The organism is Campylobacter iguaniorum (genome assembly GCF_000736415.1).
Taxonomy (GTDB): Bacteria; Campylobacterota; Campylobacteria; order Campylobacterales; family Campylobacteraceae; genus Campylobacter; species Campylobacter iguaniorum.
In genome coordinates this window covers 793,906-806,104 of sequence record NZ_CP009043.1, presented here as the reverse complement: position 1 = coordinate 806,104, position 12,199 = coordinate 793,906, and the positions used below count along the sequence as shown (strand labels likewise).

Here is a 12,199-nt window from a genome sequence, read left to right as displayed (position 1 = left end):
GAGTATTATAAAAGTTTTTTGTTAAGTCCTTGTTAAGATAGCTTTTTTAGCAAACTCGCGGCCACGTCATCAAAAACTTTACTTTTAAGACGAGTTTTGCAAAACTCTACTATAAGTCCGTGAAATTTGGCAAATATTTCATTATCGCTTATAGCTCCAAATTTCGCATAAACAGCGTCTCTATCAATGTTTTCTAGCCACTCCCTAGCCTCATCATAGCTATCAAAACTATAGTCCAAAAACTCAAATATCTTTAGCGTGTAGTTATCAACTACCATTATTTCACGCTCACAAGCATAGCAAAGTATACTATCAACGCTCTCAAGCCCAAGACCTTTTTGGGCTATTAGCCATTTGCGACTAACTTGCTTTTTAAACTCGTCAAAACTTTCAAATTTAGAGATGATATTTTTAGCTAAGTTGCTTAATCTTTTGGCTTTTGTGTTGTAAAATCCGCTTGGTTTGATTAGCTCAGCCAAACTTAATTCATCTAAATTTGCAATATCTTCAAGGCAATTTACATTTGCATTTTGTAAATTATCAAGAGCTTTTTTTACATTTTGCCACTTTGTATTTTGTGTCAAAATGGCTCCAATTACCACCCAAAACGTACCAAATTCAGGCCACCAAAACGGATTTTGACTAAAGTCAAATTTAACCTCATCACTCAGGGTTAAAAACAGATCTTCACTTCTCAAACTCACTCCTAAAACTCAACCAAAACTGTCTTGCAGATCTTGCACTTCTGACGCCCTTAGAGCTTGCATAGGCTAGTGCTTCTCTTTTTAGAGTCGCCTCATCTACGCTCACACCGTCAAAATAGCTTTTTACCACTGCCATATACTCGCTCACGTCCATTTCATAAAAGCTGATTTGCAAGCCAAATCTATCTGCAAGGCTTAAATTTTCCCTGTTGCTTTCTTTTTCTATTATATAATTTTCGTGGTTTTTTTGGCTTTTTACAAGGTGTTTTCTGTTGCTTGTGGCATAAAATAGTGCGTTTTTAGGTGGAGCTTGGATACTTCCTTCAAGCAAGTTTTTAAGCTCACTAATAGCACTATCGCTAGCCTCAAAGCTAAAATCATCACAAAATATGATAAATTTAAACTCCAAATTCGTCCTAATCTCTTCTAAAATCTCATACAAACTCACAAGCTCAAATTTGCTTATCTCAATAAGGCGTAAGTTTTTATCCATAAATTTACAAAAAACAGCTCTGACTAAGCTCGATTTTCCACATCCCATTTCACCCCACAAAAGCGCGTGGTTCGCCCCTTTGTCATTTAAAAAATTTAGTGTATTTTTTAGCAATTCTTCTTTTTGTCTATCTATGCTGACTAAAGCGTCCAAATCGCTTATTAGCAGATCTTTGACGCCTTTTAGCTCGCCATGCCTTACTATTGCGGCTTTTGTTTCTTTCCAGTTTATACTCATGATTTTCCTTAAAAATATCCGATTGTGTTTTGCTCTATGGCAGGGCTATTTTTTTCGTATGGATTTTTTGATTTTTTTGCTTGGCTTTGGTTGTTTGTTTCGCCGTCTTTTGAGTTTTGGTCGCTTGTTTGAGCTGATTTTTGTTCGCTCATTTGCTCTGCTTTTGCAGATACTTCCATATTTGCCGCGCTCGCTGCTACTTGCAAGTCTGCTGGGCTTGGGTTTGATGGAGCTAGGGCTGCTCTTTTGATTTGTGAGGCTTTTTTGATAGTCTCTTCTGGTGTGTTGCCTGGACTTGTATCGATGCCTACTTCCCCACCCACTGCATACATTTTAGAATCAGGACCCTTTTGGTATGTGTAATTCACACCCTTAGTAAGCCCTGCTCCAGCTGCCATGTGAGAGGCTTCGTGGGTTCTTACTTCGGCGTCACGTTGCTGGAGTTTGGCTACTTGGAGTTGCTCTTTTTGATCTAAATTTTGTGGATTTTGGGCATTAGATGGCTCATTTGACTCTGTATCTTTTCTTATGTAAATTTGACTAGTGTTATATGAGCCACTTATCGTCATTTTTCATTTTTCCTTAGATATACCAAAATCTCAGCTAGCACGTCATCATCGTCTTTGCTTCTTGATTTTAAGATGACTTTTGTGTCGTCCATTTTTGTTAGAGATATGTTTTGCTCGTAGTTGCTAACTGCTTTAAATCCTTGCTTGCTAGCCAAAATCTTTATGATAATTATATCTAAAAATTGCTTTGTATAAATATCTAGCTTACCAAATCTATCTTCTATTTCAGCGCCTATTTCATAGACATTTGCGACATCTTCACACTTGCTAAGACGTCTATATATCTCAAGCCTTAGCCTATCTTCTGCGATCAAATCACTGTTTAAAAAGGCATTTACACTAAGCTTCAAATCTATTTCTTTGTGTTCGTTGGTGCGTTTATTTAGTAGTGAGTTTATCTCATCTTCAAGCATTTTTAGATACAGTGAGTAGCCTATGGCTTCGATGTGACCGCTTTGTGCTTCGCCTATCAAATTTCCACCACCTCTGATTTCTAAATCATGATAAGCTAGCACTGAGCCAGAACCCAAAAATGAGTTGCTCTCAAGCGCTACAAGGCGTTTTATAGCGTCACTTCCAAGCGTGTCTTTGTCCTTGACTAGAAAGTAGCAATATCCTTGCTTGGAGCTTCTTCCGACCCTGCCTCTTAGCTGGTGTAAGTCTGCCATACCAAATTTATTTGCTTCATCGATGATGATTGTATTTGCGTTTGGTAAGTGGATTCCACTCTCGACAATGCTGGTGCAAAGCAATAAATCATATCCGCCATTTGCAAATTTAATCATCTCATCTTCGGTGGTTTTTGGATCTATTTTGCTATGAAGTGTTAGAATCTTTAAATTTGGCATTAAAGCCTTTAGCTCACGCTCAATGCTTGGCATATCAGCTATAAGATTATGGACATAAAATACCTGACCGTTTCTGCGAATCTCACGCAATACGACTTCTTTTACCAGCTTTTCATCCCACTCTTTGACAAATGTCCTCACGTCTTGGCGATCAAGCGGTGGCGTGGTGAGCGTGCTGTAGCTTTTGACCTGACTTAGAGCCATATTTAGGCTTCTTGGGATCGGTGTGGCTGACATCGATAAGATGTGTGAGTTTTGGCTAATTTCTTTGAGTTTTTCTTTTTGTTTGACGCCAAATTTATGCTCTTCATCGATGACTATTAGCCCCAAATTTGGTGCTTCAAGGCTAAGAAGTGCGTGTGTGCCGATGACTACTAGTGGCTCACTATTCATCAGCTCTTGCTTGATGATCGCCTTTTCTTTGGTGCTTGTAAATCTATCAAGCCTTCTTACTTTTATACCAAATGGCGTGAGTCTTTCTATTAAGCTTTTGTAGTGTTGGCTTGAAAGTAAGGTTGTCGGGACAAAAAACAAAGCTTGATAGCCACTTTTGACACATAGATAAATCGCATTCATAGCCACTTCAGTCTTGCCAAATCCAACGTCCCCACTAAGAAGTCTATCCATGACTCTACCACTTTTTAAGTCGTTAGCTATGTCACTTGTGGCAGTTTCTTGATCATCTGTGTAGGCAAAACCAGCTTGGAGCTTAAATTTAGCAAAATCACTATCTTTGCTAAATTTGACGCCTTCTACTAGCTCTCTTTTTGCCGCCATTGCAATGATTTTGCTAGCGATTATAAATAATTTTTCTCTGACTTTTTCTTTGATTTTAGCAAAACTCGCCTTGCCAAGTCTATCAAGACTCACCACTGAACCACTTCCTGCGATGTAGCGATCTATCATATTTAGGTGTTCGACTGGCAAGAGGAGCTTGTCGTCGTTTTGGTAGGCTATGGTGACAAACTCTTTCTTGCTTCCAAGCACTGTGATGAGATCTAACCCCATAAATTTGCCTATACCATACTCGCTATGCACGACAAAATCCCCAGCCTTTAGCTCATCTATGACTAGACTTGCTTTTTTGAGCCTTTGCTTTTTGATGCGTGAGTTTAGAGAGATGATGACTTCATCAGGGCTTATGATGTTTAAGATAAGTGGGCTGATTTTTAGAGTTATGTTTTTAAACTCACTCAAATTTAAGGCGTTAAAACTGCTTTCGTTTTTGCTTAAAACTGTGATTTTTTTGTTTTTATGAAAAAGTGCAAAATCAGCGTTTAAAGTGGCTTCCAAATCTCTAAATTCTTTTGCCTCTGGCAAAGTATCCACACTCTTTAAAAAATCCAAATTCCTATCAGTTTCTATCTCTTCAGCCTCAATCTCACTAGCCAAAACACATTTGAAACTCTCAAAATAATCAATAAATCCATCAATCAGCCAAAATCCAAATGAGTTTAGATCATTTATCAGCGAATTAGACTGGATATGCTCTAGTTTTTCGTTTACGCTTTGCAGCTCGTCCTTGTCTAAAGTGGCTAAAAATGGAGAGATTTCTATGCTTTCAAGTTCATCTTTGCTTGATTTTTGGCTGACTGGATCAAAATATCTTATGCTCTCAACCGTGTCGATATCTAGCAAAATCCTAACAGGACTATCGCTAGAAATATCAAAAATATCAATTATATCGCCACTTACTCTTACTTCGCCACGCTCACAAACTATATCAACAAAATTATATCCAAGCCCCAAAAACTCATCTTTTAACTCATTTAAATTTAGAGTATCACCGAAATTTAAGGTTTTTGTTTTTAAATTTGATTTGGCTGGGAGTTTGTTTAGAAGAGTTCTAACCGGAGCGATTAAAAGTTTGTTTTTGTTTTGGCTTTTATAAAAGCTGTTTAGAGCTTTGCTTATTTCTAAAAGCTCAGCATTAAACGCGCGTAAATCATCGCCCTTAACCGCCCTAAAATCAGGCAAGACAAAGCACTCTACTCCAGCGAAACTCGCCGCGTCATAAGCACTAAGGGCTTCTTTTTCATCGTTTGTTACTAGTATTTCGTATTTGTTTTTGTTTTGCTTAAAATACTCATAAATCTTTGCTTGCACTACTTTCCTCTGTCTCTATAATCTCTAAATTTTCTAAGCTTTTTATACTGTTTTGGTCTTTGATAATGCTTTTACCATTAAATTTAGCACCATTTTCTACGCTTAGATTATTTGTAGAAATGTCGCCTATCAACAATGAACCATTTAACATCTCTACAAACTCAGAGTCGATATTACCCTCAAAATTGCCATTTATGACTACCTTATTTGCTTTGATTATACCTTTTACGCTGCCATTTTTGCCGATGACAACTGTGTTATCTGAGACTATAACTCCCTCCACGCTTCCTTCTACATAAAGCATAGAGTTGAGGCTCAGCTCACCTTTTATACTCACTCCTGATGAGATTATTGTTGCTTGAGAGTTAGTGCTCCTAATGTTTTTATTAAAGACTGCCATGATACTCTTTGCTCCTTTTTAAATATTTCTTCGTAATTTTTGTTATTCCAGTTCATAAAATTTGTTGGGTCTAATGCGCGTTGCACGAAACGTACTTCATAGTGAAGATGCGGACCTGTGCTCATGCCAGTATTTCCACTGTAGCCTATTAGATCGCCTTTTTTGATAAACTGCCCCTCTTTTACTACATCTTTTCTACTCATATGAGCAAATCTAGTCTTAAATCCAAAATTATGCTCAATAATCACAAGATAGCCAAATCCGCTTGTCGCATTATATCCAGCGTACTCTATAACGCCATCGGCTGGAGCATAAATAGGAGTGCCTATATCAGCTCTAAGATCAATGCCTGGATGAAACTCCTTTCGATTTAATATCGGATGAGTTCTCCAACCAAATGAAGCACTCACGCCATTATCATCTATGACCTTGCCATTTGGGATTTGTGAAAACATAAGCTGCTGCTCAAGTCCTGTTAGCATGGCATTATCAATTCTTTCATCTATGCTGACATTATTATCAGGATTTAGTCCAAGCTGATCTTCAAGATCTGCTATCTTATCTTCTATAGCCGCAAACTCCTCATTGCTGGCTTTTATCTTGCTTTGCATATCTTCATTTTGGCTAGTTAGCTTTGAATTAATGCTTAAAAGCTCCTCTTTTTTGGTATTCAAATCATTTGTCTTTGTCTCCAAATAATCGATATAAAAGAGACCAAAAACAAATATAACCACCAAAAACAAAGCCACATACAAAACAACTCTTTTTATCAATTGATGAAGCATATATTGTTTTGAGCCATTTACATCTGTTATGGTGATTACAAATTTATTTTTCAAGCGTTTCCTTTATAAAGTGAGAAACCAGCACAAAAGAGCCAAAAACAAGGTAATTCTCATCATCTTTTAAGCTGGTAAATTTAGCGCATTTTATCCCGAGCTGGGCTGCTATTTTTTGGATTTTATCTCCAGCTAGTTTCCTCTCAAAGCTTTCATATTCATAGATGAGTAAATTTGAAATGATAGGTTTAAGCTCTTTTAAAACTGCCATTATATCTTTATCATCAAATGAATTGTATATTAAATTTACCCTTTGATCCATAAAATGCTTGGCTAAAGCTTTTGCTCCGTGTGCGTTGTGACCGACATCAATAGTCAAATTTGAAGAGATTTTTTGACATCTTGCTTGCAAGCTAAGGGCGTTTAAATTTGACATTATTTCATCCAGATTTTTCACTCCAAGCTGCTTGGCACAAAAATATGCTAGGTTTAAATTTGAGGCTAAAAACTCTGGCAAAGCAAATTTATATGCGTATTTTTGGACTGATTCGAAAAGAGTTTTTGGGGCTTTTATTAGTTTGGTTTGCCTTTTTAAAGCAATACTTTTAGCTAAGTCTGGCAAGGCAAACTCGCTTGAAATAATAGCTTGATTTTGCATTGAGTTTAGCTTCGTGGTGGCGATTTGCTCCAAACTATCTCCAAGCATGGCAGTGTGATCTAGCCCAATAGGGGTAAAAATGCTAAGCTTTTTAGCAAAGACATTTGTAGCGTCATATTCGCCACCCATGCCAGCTTCCATTATCACTTCATCACAAGTCTCAAAAGCCACGCCAGCCATTAGTGTAGCCCACTCAAAATAGCTTAAAGTATCTATAAAATTTTCTTCATTTTTATCTAAATTTGAAAAATATTCAAGTAGTTTCTCGTGAGCGTTTTGGAGGATTTCGTCTTTCAAAATCTCACCATCAATCCAAAATCTCTCATTAAAATCAAAAATATGCGGACTTGTATAGTGAGCTACTTTTTTGCCACTATCTTTTAAAATTTGAGCTAAAAATCTTCCAGTGCTTCCCTTGCCGTTTGTGCCTACTACGTGGATAATTTGGGGCAAGTTTAGCTTTGATTTTATAAGCTCATAAGCCCTTGGAAACCTTGTATAATCGATCTTGTCATAATACATTGGCTTTGAGTTTAAAAAATCTTTATAGCTCATCATTGTCCATATTTAATGCAGTTTCTGCCTGAGTTTTTAGCCTCATAAAGGTGTTCATCTGCTTTTTGTAATGTTTCTTTGCTAGTTGCGTGTTTTATCCTTGAAGCCACGCCACAACTTATGGTTATGCGTATCTCTTCGTCTTTATATATAAACTTAAATCCAGATATGCTTTTTAATATTTTTTGTGCAAACAAAATGGCGTCTTGCTTGCTTGTCCTTGGAAGTATGACTACAAACTCTTCGCCACCATATCTACCGACAAAATCAACATCTCTTGAGTATTTTTTGAGTATTTTTCCAACTGTTGAGAGTATAGTATCTCCAGCGTCATGCCCGTAAGTGTCGTTTACAGTTTTGAAATGATCGATATCAAAGAAGCATATACAATACTCCACACCATATCTTTGATAAACACTTTCTATGCGGTTTAGCTCTATATTAAAGGCTTTTTTACTTCCAACTCCGGTCAAAAAGTCGTTTTGTATCTCTTCTCTAGCCTCATCAAGCTTGGCTTCTAGCTCACTTACTTTGCTTTGCAAAGCTTTTATGGTTTTATCGCTTTCATTCATTTTTGATAAAAAATCAGAAATCTCGATGTCAAGTGAATTTGCTATATTTATAAGCTTTTCTTTGACTAAAGTGTAATCTCCAGCTATGTTTACGCCGTGTAAATCTTGCTTGATGGTTTTTACGCCAGTTTGGCTTGTGCTTGATATGCTAATAAAATGGCTTATTTTGCTATCAATATCATTTAAAATTTCATCTAGTGTGCCTATTTTATTTTTGAACTCATTTTTATCAAGATCAACTCTTTTTAATATAAATCTTTTGATATCATCTTGCATGCCTGTACTTTGTAAAAGCTCTGGCTGCTTAGAAAGCTCGCTGCTTATGGAAGCTAGCTCATCATTCATACTTGAAGCGATTGACGGCACAAGTGCTGCTACTACAAGCTCGGCAATATCTTTTAAGTCTAAATTTTCACTTGGATTTAGCTTGGCTTTTAGCAAGATATTTATGATTTTTTGGATATCATCGCTTTGCTTTATGCCATAAGGTTCTAGCTTTTTTAAGTAACTATCATCGTAGTTACTTAAAAAATTAAACCACTTATCTTTCATAAGCTCCACGCTATCGACGCTAACTTGCCTATTTATAGTCTGCAAACTAACATTTGATAAATTTTTAGCTTCAGTGTTGTGTAAAACATTAATACTTTGCAATATTCTTTTATTTAGAATGACTAAAGATTGTAAGAGTTTTGTTGTGTCTGCTGGATTTAAGCGGTTAAGTCTTGAGCTGATATAAGCAAAAAGCTCATCGACATTTTTGACGTTCATCTTTTTTAGCTCAAGCTGATATGGGCTATCTAGCTTGGACATATATTTTTCTAGTTTTTGGCAGTCTTCTACGACTATGCCTCTTTTTTTTGCCACTTCGCAAAATACAGAATAGTAATTATCTGGAGTTAAAACTAAATGTTTTGCATTTGCCTCTTTTATCGCATCTTTTATGACTTCATTAATTATGCTTGCCATTTCTAAAACCCTCAATAGCTAGTTTAGATATAAACTCACCAAATGCTTCAGAAGATGCATTTTTGATGGCTTCATATCTATCTTTGTCACTTATAATACTATCAGTGTATCTTGTATTTTTAACTCTTTTTGTAACTTGAAAGTCGTATTCTCCAGAAGTGGATAGATTTCTTATCTCTCCATTTTGGAATTTAACCCTGAAATTTACAACCAAATTTGCCTTATAAGCTGTAGCGTAGCCAAATTGGTCATATATAATAGGGTTAAATGTCAAAGAGGCGATACTTGCCACTATGGCTGTTTCTGAGCTGTCTTTTTGAGCTAGATCTTTACCGAGTCTTTTTATGATACCCTCTCTTATACTATCTTTGATGGCAACTGTGTTTTGTGGATCTGTTTTACTCATAATGACATCAACCCACACATTATCACCCAAAATATCATCAGATACCTTAGAAACTGGCTTGTAGCCACAACCAAACAAAAACACAATCATCATCAAATTTAATAGTATTTTCATATTATCCCTTGATTACTAAATTTACAAGCTTGTTTGGCACATAAATTTCTTTGATAATCTCTTTGCCCTCTATCCATTTTGCTACTGCAACTTTAGCCATTTGCAAGACTTCGTTTTGAGTAGCGTTAGCACTTGCTTCTATCTCACCACGTCTTTTGCCATTTACTGTGATAGCTAGACTTATTGTATCGCTTACAAAAACTTCATCTACCAAATCAATCTTTATGAAGTTTTTCAGCTCAAAAAGCTCATTGCTAAGCTCCCAACAAGCATGTGGAATGATCGGCTCAAGCAGATTCAAAATCACAAAATAACCCTCAGTCCAAATATCTGCGTTTTCTTGAGCGTTTAGTGCATTTAAGGCTTCCATACAAGCTGCGATTAATGTGTTAAAAGCAAAACTATTTTCAAAAACATCTTTTGATTTTTTAAGAGCTTCATAGACTTTTAGCCTTGCGTATTTCTCTTCTTTGCTTAAATTTGCGTGGTTTATGGCAGGTAAAGTAGTTGTCTTGTAAGCCTTATCGCTTCTATCATAAAGCCTGTTTATAAACTTAAATGCACCATCAACTGCACTATCATTCCATTCAAGCTCTTTTTGTGGTGGAGCTGCAAAAAGTATGAATAGCCTTGCAGTATCAGCACCGTATTTTGCAATGATATCATCAGGATCGACCGTATTGCCTTTGCTCTTACTCATTTTAGCACCATCTTTTAGAACCATTCCTTGAGTAAGCAAGCTAGCAAATGGTTCGCTATCACGCAAATATCCTAAATCTCTTAAAGCTTTTTGGAAAAATCTCGCATAAAGCAGGTGTAAAATAGCGTGTTCGATGCCGCCAATGTATTGATCTACATTCATCCAATAATCAACGCTTTTTTTGTCAAACGCGACTTGCTCCCAAGTCCTTTCATCGCTTGCATACCTTGCAAAATACCAACTGCTTTCAAAAAACGTATCCATTGTATCGGTTTCTCTTCTTGCCTCCGCGCCGCATTTTGGGCAGGTGCAATGCTTGAAGCTTGGATGTTTATCTAGTGGATTTCCCTCTCCAGTGATAACCACATCTTCAGGTAGTGCTACCGGAAGATTTTCTAGCTTTTCAGCCACTACTCCACATTTTGGGCAGTGGATCATAGGAATAGGAGCTCCCCAGTATCTTTGGCGAGAAATTCCCCAATCTCTAAGCTTGTAGTTTGTAATCCTTTTACCTAGATTATCATTTTCAAATTTAGCTATTATGGCTGCACTTGCATTTTCGTAATCCATGCCATTAATAATATCTGAGTTTATGTAAACTCCATTTTTCTCACAATATGGAAGCTCATTTGCATCTATGACTTTTTTGATATCAAGACCAAAAGTAGTAGCAAACTCATAATCTCTCTCATCATGAGCTGGGACTGCCATAACAGCGCCACTTCCATATCCGCTAAGGACAAAATTCGCACACCAAACTGGGATTTTCTCTTTTGTCAAAGGATGAATTACGTGCAAATCCAAAGCCACACCATCTTTTCCACTAGTTTGTCTCTCTCTTGGACTTTGATTGATTATGGATTTTAGTTTTGAAGCTTTTTCATCACTTAAAAGCCCTTTAGCAAGTAGTTTTCTGATGACTTCATGCTCCGGAGCTAAGGCTGTGTAGCTAACGCCGTATATTGTATCAGGTCTAGTGGTAAATACCTTAAATCCATCTATTCCATCAAGCTTAGCCTTACTTTGCTCGTCAAATTTAAACTCAAATTCAAGACCAAAACTCTTGCCTATCCAGTTTTCTTGCATTGTCAAAACTTGGTTTGGCCACTTGCCCTCAAGCCCTTTTAAACACTCCAAAAGCTCATCAGCGTAATCTGTTATCTTAAGATAATATCCAGGCATCTCTTTTTGGACTACTTCATTACCGCACCTCCAACACTTGCCATCTTCTACTTGCTCGTTGGCTAGGACAGTTTGGTCGCTTTCACACCAGTTTACTATAGCTGATTTTCTATAAACCATACCTTTTTCATACATTTTGATGAAAAACTCTTGTTCCCACCTTGTATAAAGTGGATCGCTAGTAGCTAAAAGCCTTTTTTTAGAAAAGCTAAATCCCAAAGAATCAAGCTCTTTTATCATATAATCAATATTTTCATAAGTCCAAATTTTTGGGTGGATTTTGTGCTTAATCGCCGCATTTTCTGCTGGCATACCAAAACTATCAAAACCAATTGGCTGAAGAACGTTGTAACCCCTATTTCTATAATATCTACTAAGAGCGTCGCCTATGCTGTAGTTTCTAACGTGCCCCATGTGAAGCCTACCGCTTGGATATGGAAACATAGAAAGAATGTATTTTTTAGGTAAAGTATAATCATCTTTTGGCTCACTATAGCCATCTTTTTTCCAAATTTCTTGCCATTTGTATTCAATATTTTTAGCTTTATATTCCATAATTATCCTTAGAATTCATCTCTTGTCTTACTAGCTTCGGTTAAAAGTAAAAACATTGAAAATACATTTGCTATAGCTCCACCAATCACTAGAGCGTAAACTACAGTCATATTTCCAGCTGTCACTAAAAACACAAAAGCTGGTATCAAATGCAAATCAGCCACAAGCGAGCTAGCAAATAGCTCGGCTGATAGCATATTTCTCACACCTACTTTTAAAAGTGTAGAAATCAAATTTATACTCGCTGCGATAAATAGCGTAATCTCACTTTTATCATACAAAAACCCTGCTGTCGTAGTAAGGCTCATCAGAGCAAAAAAAGTGTAAATAACCTTTCCCCAGTTCATAAAAA

11 protein-coding genes are annotated in these 12,199 nt (G+C 36.7%); all 11 read right to left on the bottom strand.

Annotation, left to right across the window (positions count from 1 at the left end):
* Window positions 1-32: 32 nt before the first annotated feature.
* The 11 genes from CIG1485E_RS03970 to CIG1485E_RS03920 are packed head-to-tail and all read right to left on the bottom strand — an operon-like array spanning window position 33 to window position 12,194.
* Window positions 33-704: a 3-methyladenine DNA glycosylase gene (locus CIG1485E_RS03970; RefSeq protein ID WP_407637577.1), complete on the bottom strand. Its 672-nt coding sequence runs from the start codon at window positions 702-704 to the stop codon at window positions 33-35.
* On the bottom strand, window positions 688-1,434 hold the full coding sequence (locus tag CIG1485E_RS03965) for a DUF815 domain-containing protein (RefSeq protein WP_038453959.1): 747 nt from the start codon (window positions 1,432-1,434) through the stop codon (window positions 688-690). Before CIG1485E_RS03965 ends, CIG1485E_RS03970 begins: the two co-directional genes overlap by 17 nt.
* An 8-nt stretch (window positions 1,435-1,442) precedes the next feature.
* Entirely contained in the window at window positions 1,443-2,003 is a 561-nt protein-coding gene (locus CIG1485E_RS03960; RefSeq protein WP_051870915.1) for a putative metalloprotease CJM1_0395 family protein, read from the bottom strand.
* Window positions 2,000-4,957, bottom strand: a complete 2,958-nt coding sequence (locus CIG1485E_RS03955) for a DEAD/DEAH box helicase (protein WP_038453957.1) — start codon at window positions 4,955-4,957, stop codon at window positions 2,000-2,002. Before CIG1485E_RS03955 ends, CIG1485E_RS03960 begins: the two co-directional genes overlap by 4 nt.
* On the bottom strand, window positions 4,938-5,357 hold the full coding sequence (locus CIG1485E_RS03950; protein ID WP_038453955.1) for a bactofilin family protein: 420 nt from the start codon (window positions 5,355-5,357) through the stop codon (window positions 4,938-4,940). The genes CIG1485E_RS03955 and CIG1485E_RS03950 overlap by 20 nt, the downstream gene beginning before the upstream one ends.
* Window positions 5,306-6,142, bottom strand: a complete 837-nt coding sequence (locus CIG1485E_RS03945) for a M23 family metallopeptidase (RefSeq protein WP_051870987.1) — start codon at window positions 6,140-6,142, stop codon at window positions 5,306-5,308. Before CIG1485E_RS03945 ends, CIG1485E_RS03950 begins: the two co-directional genes overlap by 52 nt.
* A gap of 43 nt (window positions 6,143-6,185) precedes the next feature.
* Complete coding sequence (locus CIG1485E_RS03940) at window positions 6,186-7,349, bottom strand: folylpolyglutamate synthase/dihydrofolate synthase family protein (RefSeq protein ID WP_038453949.1); 1,164 nt, start codon at window positions 7,347-7,349, stop codon at window positions 6,186-6,188.
* The gene (locus tag CIG1485E_RS03935) at window positions 7,349-8,890 is read right to left on the bottom strand and encodes a GGDEF domain-containing protein (protein ID WP_038453946.1); all 1,542 of its coding nucleotides are present in this window, start codon (window positions 8,888-8,890) and stop codon (window positions 7,349-7,351) included. Before CIG1485E_RS03935 ends, CIG1485E_RS03940 begins: the two co-directional genes overlap by 1 nt.
* On the bottom strand, window positions 8,874-9,410 hold the full coding sequence (lptE, locus tag CIG1485E_RS03930) for an LPS assembly lipoprotein LptE (protein WP_038453943.1): 537 nt from the start codon (window positions 9,408-9,410) through the stop codon (window positions 8,874-8,876). The genes CIG1485E_RS03935 and lptE overlap by 17 nt, the downstream gene beginning before the upstream one ends.
* Window position 9,411: 1 nt before the next feature.
* Window positions 9,412-11,847 (bottom strand): leucine--tRNA ligase, encoded by a 2,436-nt coding sequence (gene leuS / locus CIG1485E_RS03925; protein ID WP_038453940.1) that lies wholly within the window; start codon window positions 11,845-11,847, stop codon window positions 9,412-9,414.
* 8 nt (window positions 11,848-11,855) lie between these two features.
* Window positions 11,856-12,194, bottom strand: coding sequence for a DUF6394 family protein (locus CIG1485E_RS03920; protein WP_038453937.1), 339 nt, complete (start codon window positions 12,192-12,194; stop codon window positions 11,856-11,858).
* Window positions 12,195-12,199 lie beyond the last annotated feature (5 nt).

Coding starts and splice junctions, on each gene's coding strand:
- CIG1485E_RS03965 (WP_038453959.1), bottom strand. CDS start 1,434: ATGAGTATAAACTGGAAAGAAACAAAAGCCGCAATAGTAAGGCATGGC.
- CIG1485E_RS03960 (WP_051870915.1), bottom strand. CDS start 2,003: ATGACGATAAGTGGCTCATATAACACTAGTCAAATTTACATAAGAAAA.
- CIG1485E_RS03950 (WP_038453955.1), bottom strand. CDS start 5,357: ATGGCAGTCTTTAATAAAAACATTAGGAGCACTAACTCTCAAGCAACA.
- CIG1485E_RS03945 (WP_051870987.1), bottom strand. CDS start 6,142: ATGCTTCATCAATTGATAAAAAGAGTTGTTTTGTATGTGGCTTTGTTT.
- CIG1485E_RS03940 (WP_038453949.1), bottom strand. CDS start 7,349: ATGAGCTATAAAGATTTTTTAAACTCAAAGCCAATGTATTATGACAAG.
- CIG1485E_RS03935 (WP_038453946.1), bottom strand. CDS start 8,890: ATGGCAAGCATAATTAATGAAGTCATAAAAGATGCGATAAAAGAGGCA.
- lptE (WP_038453943.1), bottom strand. CDS start 9,410: ATGAAAATACTATTAAATTTGATGATGATTGTGTTTTTGTTTGGTTGT.
- leuS (WP_038453940.1), bottom strand. CDS start 11,847: ATGGAATATAAAGCTAAAAATATTGAATACAAATGGCAAGAAATTTGG.
- CIG1485E_RS03920 (WP_038453937.1), bottom strand. CDS start 12,194: ATGAACTGGGGAAAGGTTATTTACACTTTTTTTGCTCTGATGAGCCTT.